Below are 9,524 nucleotides of genomic sequence, written 5' to 3' on the forward strand. Positions count from 1 at the left end.
CTTTTTTTAAATGCCTTTCGAAGCGGTCAAGTCTTCGATAGTACGGACCCAATTGGATTTCATCAAATGTGAAATCTTTTCTGCGTCTCCGGCTTTCAGTGTTTCGATGATTTCGATGTGCTCATCATGGGAGCGCATCGTCAAGACTAAGGAATGATGGAAAAATTGTCTGCGGACGTGTGATTGAAGCTGGCCGAGCATGGAATCTATATAAGGATTTCCGGCTGCATCCACGATAATCTGGTGGAATTCTTCATCAATCTTCAGAGCAGAGAAGGAATCGCTGTTGCGGATGGCGCGCGCAAACTTCCGGTTGGTTTCTTCCAAAAGCCCAAAGATCTCAGGGGTTAAATTCGGAATGGCCAGCTCACCGGCAAGTGCTTGCAGTACAGCAAGGGGGGGCAAGAGGTGTTTGATGTCTTCGATATGGATATCCGTAACGCGTGTCGCTTTGCCAGGAAACATTTCAATGAACCCTTGGACTTCAAGAAGTTGCAGGGCTTCACGAATTGGCGTCCGGCTCAAATTGAGCGCTTCGGCAAGTTCAGTGTCGACCAGTTTCTCACCGGGCTGCAAGGTGCCATCGATAATCCATTGCTGCAATTGCAAATGGGCACTTTCTTTAGCGGAAACGCGTACCGGCCTTGTATGGTCTACAGGAATCGGCATAGTAAATCTCCTTTCGAAATTATCTGACTCCATTATACACTAATCTGCAGAGCAATAAAATGCAGAATGCGATATATCTAAAACGCTGATTTCCGAATGTCAGTTTGATGCCCTCTCTAGAGGGAATAACAGCATTATCAGGAAACTTTAAGGAGGAGCCGCCATGTTATCATTCGTTACCAGTAAAGACGAACAAACCCTTGCCATTGAAGTTGAAGGGAAAGTAACCAAAGACGATTTGAAGAAATTCGACAATGTGGTGTTCGAAAAATTCCGCAACGATGAGAAATTCAATGTTTACGCCGTAATCGGCGATATCGATGGTCCTACAGCAGGCGCAATGTTCGAAGAGCTGGCCGTCGATGCCAAACGCTGGAGCCAATACAATAAACTTGCGGTCGTCAGTGAAAAAGACTGGCTCGATAAAGTGTCGGGCGCTATCGACAAACTGCCGGGCGTGCAAGCCGAACATTTCCCAATCGACCAGATGGAAGCAGCCTGGGATTGGATAAAGGAGAGGTGACGAGATATGCTGTCAATTGTACCGAGTAAAGACATAGAAACGATTGCGATTGAAGTAGAGGGGCGTGCCAGCAAAGCCGATATAGAGAAACTGGATCACGTCATCCGCGACAAAGTGAGCGAAAAAGGGCATTTCAATATGTACGCGATTATCTACAAAGTGGAAGATTCAACTTTGTTCGATGCAGCAGACAGTGCAGAAATCGACCGGCAAAGCTGGAGCCAAGCGCGCAAATTCGCGGTCATCAGCGAAAGGGACTGGACCTCGACAGCGAGCGGCTGGCAAGGCTTTGCAGCCGGCCTGGAGACACGCTATTTCAAGCTCGACGAAATGAACGATGCATGGGAATGGATGCAAGAATGAATAATGGATACAAAGCGTTCCGCATTTCTGCGGAGCGCCTTTTTTCTGTTGATAGGATTATGCAGATATAAAGATAGAAGTTAAAATTTAGTGATTACAATAGCTTGCGCTATGAGACTTCGTTTCAGGGGGCTGCTTTCCGAGGGGCGGGTGTTGAGCCAATGTTCGGAAAAGAGAGCCGCACATTTGTCTCGCCAGCCCGCGCGGTCCCTCAGGAGTCAGTCCCCTTCCACTCCGTCTCTAGTTTTAGAAGGAAAGGAGATTTCTTCTGTCCATTCGATAGAAAATGTGAAATGCTTCATGTTTTGTAGCTCGAGTCATCTTTAGAGTTTGGGGTAGAAACTAGTTAGTTATGATTCATCACCAAAATCCTCGACTCAAGCACCAACGTGCCAGACGCTGCATCATAGGAAGCGATTTCCCCACTAGCCGGCAACTGATTGCAGAAGCCGGACTGACTAAACATTCTTCACTCAATGAAATCACTCAGCCGACGAGCGTAAAGGGGTGAGCCGATGCCGTAAGACAGGCGTTCTTTCTGGCTTACGGCAAGAGGCCAACCCAAAGCACGGCGGCGACTACTCAGGCGAAACTCAAACAGAAGCAAAAACAATTCAACATCTAAACTCGCGCTATCTTTTCCAATCATGTCCCGGGAAGCGATTCCCCTACTAACCTGAAGCTCCGATAGAACAGCAAACACATTTCCGCAAGCTAACCCTCACTATCTCCACTAAGCTTCTTCAATGCGCACAAGCTCAGCACGCACGATGTGGAAGAGGTTCAAGACAATCGTCTTGCCCGCTGCATCTTCTACCGGAAGCAGGCTGACGGCAATGCCGATGAAATGGTCTTCAAGTGCACCTTCAATGCGGACGCCTTCCAACATGTCCCCGTTTGTCAGCAAGATGTTGTAGACATAGAATTTCTTTTTCACGACGGCTCCTCCTTTCCTGATCCAATTCATTGAAAAGGGCGTTTGAAAGTGGGCAGAGCGACGGATTTCCTTTACACTGATTATAATGCAAAACGCAACGGCATAGATAGGATGAGGAATTGTGAGAAACGAAATGACGGTAATAGTGAAAGATGTTTTAAGAAATGAATTGGCGAAAGGGTCTCCGCTCATCACAAAAGACGGATTGATGAGTGAAATCGATGCTCCGGAAGGCACATTGCTGCGCCTCGTCGATAAAGACGGGGAATATTTGGGCACGGGTTATTACGGCGAGCAGAACAAAGGCGCTGGCTGGATCTTGACGAGAAACCAGGACGAGGCAGTCGGCCAAGCCTTTGTCGAACGCAAGCTGGAATTGGCGTTCAGCCGCCGCGAGAAATTCTTCAACAATCCGGAGACGACCGCTTTCCGTGTCTTCAACGGCGAAGGCGATGGTTTCGGCGGGTTGACGATCGATTATTATGCCGGATTCTATCTGCTGTCTTGGTATAGCGAAGGCGTCTATTCGTTCCGCGAAGACGTCGTGGCAGCTTTGGAGAATGTAGTGGAATGCATCGGAATTTATGAGAAAAAACGGTTTGATACGAAAGGCCAGTATATCGAAGACGATGATTTCGTATCGGGCGAGCGTGGGGAATTCCCGTTGATCGTCCAAGAAAACGGCATGAATTTTGCGGTGTATTTGAACGACGGCGCAATGACCGGCATCTTCCTCGACCAGCGCGATGTGCGCCAGGCGATCCGCACGAAATATGCGGACGGCAAAACGGTGCTCAATACCTTCTCTTACACAGGGGCCTTTTCTGTGGCAGCGGCGCTTGGCGGAGCGGACAAGACGACGAGCGTGGATCTCGCGAAGCGCAGCTCGGCGAAAACGATCGAGCAGTTCAGCATCAACGGCATTGATTTTGACGAGCAGGACATTCTAGTGATGGATGTCTTCAATTATTTCAAATACGCGAAGCGCAAAAACCTAAACTTTGATGTGGTCGTCCTCGATCCCCCAAGCTTTGCGCGCTCGAAAAAGCACGTTTTCAGTGCAGCGAAAGACTACACTAATTTGATGAAGGAAACGATCGATATTACGGCGCCGGAAGGCTTGATCGTCGCTTCGACCAACAGCGCTTCATTCAATATGAAGAAGTTCACCCAAATGATCGATAAAGCATTCAAAGATAAAAACCAGAAATACAAAGTGGTAGAAACTTATAGCTTGCCGGCCGATTTCCACGTCGACAGAAGATTTCCGGAAGGCGATTATTTGAAAGTGCTATTCCTCCGTTTACTATAAGGCGAGCTCATAAGCAGAAACAAAGAGCGCAGATGGGCATTCAATGGCGAATGTGCAACTGCGCTTTTTGTGCATTTTATTGCCTGAATGAGTTGGTTTATAATGGAAAAATAATTACCTAATTTGGAGGCGGCATAATGGCAAAAGCAATTTCCTCATCTTCGTTCGCGGGAAATCCGGTTTACCCGGTGATGTTCGCGATCGGCGGTGTCCATTTACTGAATGATTCCTTGCAGGCAGTGATTCCGGCAATGTTCCCGATCTTAGAGAAGGACCTGGGCTTGTCCTTCACACAGCTCGGGCTGATCGCTTTTGCGCTTAATATGGTGGCGTCTGTGTTGCAGCCAGTCATCGGTTTTGCGAGCGATAAAAAGCCGATGCCTTACGCATTGCCGCTCGGCATGGTGTTCTCGTTCATCGGGATCGCGGGCTTGGCGTTTGCGCCCGAGTATTGGCTCATCTTACTATCGGTCATTTTCCTCGGGTTCGGTTCTGCGGTCTTTCATCCGGAAGGTTCGCGCGTGTCGTATATGGCAGCGGGATCAAGGCGGGGCTTGTCGCAATCGATTTACCAAGTCGGCGGCAACTCCGGGCAAGCACTGGCGCCTTTGATCAGTGCCTTTATCCTGGTGCCGCTTGGGCAACGGGGAGCGGCCTTGTTTCTTTTTGTCGCAGCACTCGGCATTTTCGTATTATCCAAAATTTCCGCCTGGTACAAGGCGCAATTAGAGCGAGATAAATTGGAGAAAGTGAAAAAAGCGGTGCTGTCTTCTTTGCCGCCTTTGACGAAAAAGCAAGTGGGCACTGCTTTGACGTTACTATTGTTGATCATTTTCGCGCGCACTTTTTACATAACGACGATTACCAGTTTTTATATATTCCATTTAATGGATAATTATGGTGTGACAATCCAGCAAGGGCAAATGTTCATCTTCCTATTTCTCGGAATAGGGGCGTTCGGGACCTTTTTCGGTGGCCCGCTCGCAGACCGCATCGGCCGCAAGCGCGTCATTGTGCTGTCATTGATCGTGCCGATTCCGTTGGCGCTGGTGTTGCCATACGTGGCATTGCCGATCGTCGCTGTCATCCTGTCCGTCCTGGGCTTTTTCCTCATGTTGAGCTTTTCCGTCATGGTCGTCTACGCCCAGGAACTCGTACCGAGCAGAATCGGCACGATGTCTGGGCTGACGGTCGGCTTGGCGTTTGGTATGGGTGCCATTGGAGCGGTCGCAATCGGGGTGTTGATGGATTCGATCGGCGTTTATGAAACGATGATCATTATTTCCGTGCTGCCGATTCTCGGGCTGGTTGGCCTCGCTTTGCCGAAAGACCGGAAAATTGCTGCTGCGTAAATGGTTTGACCGGATAGATAGGAGATGGAGTTATGGAATCAATTCAGAAAAAACAGGGGATCAAGCCGTTTTTCACACTTTTAACGTCGATTAAAATCCCGAAATGGGCATTGATTTTCGGGCTGACGACCAGTTTGGTCACGACCATCGTCGGCTTGCTCGTCCCGTTGCTGACGAGAGAATTAGTGGACGGGTTTTCAGTGGAGGCATTGAGCGGAGGATTGATTGCCGCGCTTGCCGCTGCGTTTATCGTGCAGGCTGTCATTAACGGCGTATCGATTTATTTATTGAGCATGGTCGGGCAGCGGATCGTGGCTGGGCTGCGCGAGCGCATGTGGCTTCATTTGCTGCGGTTGCGTGTCGGCTATTTCGACCAGCACACAAGCGGGCAGACGGTGAGCCGTGTCGTCAATGATACCGGCATCGTCAGGAATCTCATCACCGATCATTTTCCGAATTTCGTAACCGGCATCATTACAATCATCGGGGCCGTGGCGATTCTTCTTGTACTTGACTGGAAAATGACCTTGATCATGATGCTCGCAGTGCCGCTGACGATCGCCATCATGATCCCTTTGGGGCGCAAGATGGCGAAGATTTCCCGCAGTCTGCAGGATGAGACTGCCGTATTCACGGGCGACGTCCAGCAGACGCTCGGGGAAATCCGCTTGATGAAATCATCGACAGCGGAACGAGTGGAAGAGCAGCGCGGGCTTTCGGGCATCCAGAAATTATACGGGCTTGGCATGAGAGAAGCGAAAGTCTATGCCTTGATCGGCCCGCTGATGTACTTGGTTGTCATGGTCGTTATCGTGATGATCATCGGCTACGGCGGCATCCGTGTATCGGAAGGGTCGATGTCGACCGGATCCTTAGTCGCTTTTCTTCTGTATTTGTTCCAAATCGTTGTGCCGCTCGCTACGTTTGCGCGGTTCTTTACGGAGTTGCAAAAAGCGAGAGGGGCGACAGAACGCATTATCGATATTTTGGAATTGCCGCTTGAAGAACAACAGCGCGGCATCGAAATGGACATCACCGGCAAAACGCTGCGCCTCGAAGACGTCAGCTTTGCCTACGAAAACGGCGAGCCAGTGTTGCAGGGCGTGTCGTTTGAAGCACGGCCTGGCCAGAAGATTGCGTTTGCCGGGCCGAGCGGCGGAGGCAAGACCACCATTTTCGGGTTGATCGAGCGCTTTTACGAACCGACCGCTGGGACCATTACAATCGGTGATGTGCCGATAAATAATGTGGCGATTGCTTCTTGGCGCGACCAGATCGGCTATGTATCACAGGAAAGCGCCATGATGGGCGGGACGATCCGGGCGAATCTGACTTATGGCTTGCCGGATGCCGACAATTATCAAGATGAAGAACTGTGGCGCGTCTCCCGCATGGCGTACGCCGAGGAATTCATCGCTTCGTTTCCGGACGGATTGGATACGCAAGTCGGGGAGCGCGGCGTCAAATTGTCCGGTGGGCAGCGGCAGCGCATTGCCATCGCCCGCGCATTTTTGCGCGATCCGAAATTATTGATGATGGACGAGGCGACAGCGAGCCTCGATAGCCAATCGGAAGGCATCGTCGGGCAGGCGCTCGGCCGTTTGATGGAAGGGCGCACGACGCTCGTCATCGCCCACCGGTTGTCGACGATCGTCGATGCCGATCAGATTGTCTTTATCGAAGGCGGGCGGGTCACGGGCATTGGGAACCACCGGGAGTTGACCGGAAAGCATATGCTCTACCGCGAATTCGCCGAACAGCAATTGACCTAATGTTTTTTTCTTGACCCTGACGCAGCGTCAAGGTTTACGATGAAGTCATCAGGAGGTGGCGGCATGTATACAGTGCAGAAATTGGCAACGCTTGCCGGCGTGAGTGCGCGCACTTTGCGTTATTACGATTCGATCGACTTATTGACGCCGCAGAAAAACGAATCCGGCTACCGATTGTACGGGAGCGCAGAAATCGATCGCCTGCAGCTCATCTTGTTTTACCGTGAGCTCGGTTTTGGGCTTCATGACATCGCGAAGCTTTTGGACGAGCCGGGTTTTGATGAAACCGAAGCATTGATTGGGCAGCGGGAACAGTTGATGCGGGAACGCAGCCGCCTGGACCTTTTGATTACAAATGTGGAGAAAACGATTTCCACAAAACAAGGGGAGAGTCGAATGGCAGATCATGAAAAGTTCGAAGGATTCAAGAAGCAGCTGGTCGAGGACAATGAAGCGGCTTTCGGGAAAGAAATCCGAGAGAAATACGGCGACGCGGAAGTCGACCGTTCAAATGCCAAAATGCTCGGCATGGGCCAGGAACAATATGAAGCATTCAAACGCCTTGAGCAGGAGATCCTGGAAAAGCTGGAGCATGCAATGAAAGAAGGCGAACCGGCGGGAGCCGCGGGACAGGAAATAGCCGATTTGCACCGGCAGTGGCTCGGATTTACATGGGGCAGCTACGAGCCGAAAGCACATGCCGGACTGGCGGAAATGTATGTGGCGGATGAACGCTTTACAGCTTATTATGAAAAAGCCGGCGAAGGGGCAGCGCAATATTTGCGCGATGCCATCATTGCCTATACAGATCAGCAAGATGAATAAAAATGGGCCCGCCTGCTTGCGGGCCTTATTTTGGTTTCGATCGGCAAGGTAGGGGAATGGAAGTAAACAATAATAAGAGAAGACGGGGGTGGGGAAGATGCTGACAGTGATGAGCTTTAATATTGCCTCAGGAAAACGTATCGACGGAGAGTTGGACCTGGAACTGACGGCACAAGCGATTGAACAAGGAAAAGTGGATATTGCCGGTTTACAGGAAGTGGACCGCAACTTCTCCTCTCGCAGCGAGTTTTTGGATCAGGCAAAATGGCTGTCCAAGCGGCTCGGTATGTATATGGCATACGGGCCGAACTTGATCGACAGGGGAGCTGGCGGGGCACGCCCGAAACGTGAATACGGCAACGCCATCTTAAGCCGTTATCCGATCGTGTCATCCCGAAACCACGATTTGAGCGCAGTCGAAGTGCATCCGGAAGAATTCGAGCCGCGCGGAATGCTCGAAGCGGTTATCGAAGTGGCAGGGCGGCGATTTTCGTTTTATAATACGCACCTGTCTTTGATTGACGAAGAAGTGGACCGCAGCTTGACGGAAATCCTTGCCGTAATTGCCGACAACCCGCTGCCGCAAGTGCTGGTGGGGGATTTTAATGCTGCGCCTTCTACCAAACATATCCAGCGGTTTTCCAAGCATTTTTATAACGCGTTCGGTTCGGGCCCTTATCCCGATACGTATAAAAAACAAGGCGACCACGGCCAAAAAATCGATTATATTTTCCATGATGCCCATTTTCAATCATTAGAGACATGGACCATCGATACCGAGGCCTCGGATCATGTTCCAATTGTGGCAAAAATCAGAAATTTACAAAACTCTAACAATTTTTAACCTGTTTTTAACTTACAAAAGCGCCATCCTTGCTATAATTAAGGGGACAATTGCAGCTGCCACTGATTCGTTTCAACAAGAAAAGGAGATGGTCTCATGCACGGCGATGCCAGCAGGACACCAACAGTGAAAGTGATGTCGTTCAATATTGCCCATGGAATGGGAATGGATGGCGAAGTGGATTTAGAAAGAACCGCACAAGTGATTGAAGCGTCGGGAGCTACCATAGTGGCACTTCAGGAAGTCGACCGTTATTTTTCAGCCCGCAGTTTTTATATGGATCAGGTCGAATGGCTTTCCGAACGGCTCGGGATGTACGCCGCATATGGTGCCAATTTGAACCAGGCGCCGGATGACCCAGAACGTCCGAACCGCCAGTATGGCAATGCTACGTTAAGCCTTTATCCAATCAAGTACGCAGAAAACCATTTTTTGACGCAAGTAGTCACTGACATCTACAATAATGAGCAGCGAGGCGTTCTCGAGACAGTAATTGAAGTCGGAGGCACTTACCTCAAAGTGTTGAATGCCCATTTAGCGTTGAAAGATGAAGAGCTTGAAATGAGCATTGCGGAAATATTGGAGATTGCCGGCAAGAGCCATTTCCCGAAAATCATCGCGGGCGATTTCAATGCACCGCCGACACATCGCCACTTGGCCCATCTCCACCATACTATGACAGACGTCTTCTTGAAAACGAAGCGAGGCGACGCCTATACGTATCCGTCTCCTTATGAAAATCACGAAACCGGCGAATCGTTCAAGCCGATGACGCGCATCGACTATATTTTTGCCGACCGAGGCTTTGATGTGCGGGATGCAGAAAAAATCGAAACGGCTGTATCGGATCATTTGCCGATCACCGCAGAGCTCGTCTGGACACAGAAACATGACTCGGCTGCGATCCTTGTGCCTGTAGCCCAGCCA

10 protein-coding genes are annotated in these 9,524 nt (G+C 50.2%); 8 read left to right on the forward strand and 2 right to left on the reverse strand.

Features of this window, described 5'->3' with window-relative positions; translation table 11 throughout:
- Positions 1-6 precede the first annotated feature (6 nt).
- On the reverse strand, positions 7-669 hold the full coding sequence (locus ON064_RS14960; RefSeq protein ID WP_121300723.1) for a GntR family transcriptional regulator: 663 nt from the start codon (positions 667-669) through the stop codon (positions 7-9).
- 163 nt (positions 670-832) lie between these two features.
- Here ON064_RS14960 and ON064_RS14965 point away from each other — a divergent pair, with 163 nt between their 5' ends.
- Positions 833-1,192 (forward strand): SpoIIAA family protein, encoded by a 360-nt coding sequence (locus ON064_RS14965; protein ID WP_121300724.1) that lies wholly within the window; start codon positions 833-835, stop codon positions 1,190-1,192.
- Between the two features lie 6 nt (positions 1,193-1,198).
- A complete protein-coding gene (locus ON064_RS14970) occupies positions 1,199-1,555 on the forward strand; it encodes a SpoIIAA family protein (RefSeq protein ID WP_274625401.1) in 357 nt (118 codons plus the stop codon).
- Positions 1,556-2,288: 733 nt separating this feature from the next.
- Here ON064_RS14970 and ON064_RS14975 read toward each other — a convergent pair.
- Positions 2,289-2,492 carry a hypothetical protein gene (locus ON064_RS14975; RefSeq protein ID WP_274625402.1) on the reverse strand — a complete coding sequence of 68 codons (204 nt, stop codon included), beginning with the start codon at positions 2,490-2,492 and terminating at the stop codon, positions 2,289-2,291.
- Positions 2,493-2,613: 121 nt separating this feature from the next.
- Here ON064_RS14975 and ON064_RS14980 point away from each other — a divergent pair, with 121 nt between their 5' ends.
- From ON064_RS14980 to ON064_RS15005, 6 genes are all read left to right on the forward strand, one after another.
- Positions 2,614-3,804 (forward strand): class I SAM-dependent rRNA methyltransferase, encoded by a 1,191-nt coding sequence (locus tag ON064_RS14980; protein ID WP_274625403.1) that lies wholly within the window; start codon positions 2,614-2,616, stop codon positions 3,802-3,804.
- Positions 3,805-3,941: 137 nt separating this feature from the next.
- Positions 3,942-5,156 carry an MFS transporter gene (locus ON064_RS14985; protein ID WP_274625404.1) on the forward strand — a complete coding sequence of 405 codons (1,215 nt, stop codon included), beginning with the start codon at positions 3,942-3,944 and terminating at the stop codon, positions 5,154-5,156.
- A gap of 32 nt (positions 5,157-5,188) precedes the next feature.
- Positions 5,189-6,928, forward strand: coding sequence for an ABC transporter ATP-binding protein (locus tag ON064_RS14990; protein ID WP_274625405.1), 1,740 nt, complete (start codon positions 5,189-5,191; stop codon positions 6,926-6,928).
- 63 nt (positions 6,929-6,991) lie between these two features.
- Positions 6,992-7,753, forward strand: coding sequence for a MerR family transcriptional regulator (locus tag ON064_RS14995; protein ID WP_274625406.1), 762 nt, complete (start codon positions 6,992-6,994; stop codon positions 7,751-7,753).
- A 97-nt stretch (positions 7,754-7,850) separates the two neighbouring features.
- Positions 7,851-8,597, forward strand: a complete 747-nt coding sequence (locus tag ON064_RS15000) for an endonuclease/exonuclease/phosphatase family protein (RefSeq protein WP_274625407.1) — start codon at positions 7,851-7,853, stop codon at positions 8,595-8,597.
- Positions 8,598-8,693: 96 nt separating this feature from the next.
- Positions 8,694-9,524, forward strand: an 831-nt coding sequence (locus tag ON064_RS15005; protein WP_274625408.1) for an endonuclease/exonuclease/phosphatase family protein, incomplete at its 3' end; no start/stop codon positions are given.

It is taken from the genome of Planococcus sp. A6, assembly GCF_028823615.1.
Taxonomy (GTDB): Bacteria; Bacillota; Bacilli; order Bacillales_A; family Planococcaceae; genus Planococcus.

Bases quoted from the DNA above. Each gene is read 5' to 3' on its own strand.
- ON064_RS14970 (WP_274625401.1), top strand. From the start codon at position 1,199: ATGCTGTCAATTGTACCGAGTAAAGACATAGAAACGATTGCGATTGAA.
- ON064_RS14985 (WP_274625404.1), top strand. From the start codon at position 3,942: ATGGCAAAAGCAATTTCCTCATCTTCGTTCGCGGGAAATCCGGTTTAC.
- ON064_RS14995 (WP_274625406.1), top strand. From the start codon at position 6,992: ATGTATACAGTGCAGAAATTGGCAACGCTTGCCGGCGTGAGTGCGCGC.
- ON064_RS14960 (WP_121300723.1), bottom strand. From the start codon at position 669: ATGCCGATTCCTGTAGACCATACAAGGCCGGTACGCGTTTCCGCTAAA.
- ON064_RS14990 (WP_274625405.1), top strand. From the start codon at position 5,189: ATGGAATCAATTCAGAAAAAACAGGGGATCAAGCCGTTTTTCACACTT.
- ON064_RS15000 (WP_274625407.1), top strand. From the start codon at position 7,851: ATGCTGACAGTGATGAGCTTTAATATTGCCTCAGGAAAACGTATCGAC.
- ON064_RS14965 (WP_121300724.1), top strand. From the start codon at position 833: ATGTTATCATTCGTTACCAGTAAAGACGAACAAACCCTTGCCATTGAA.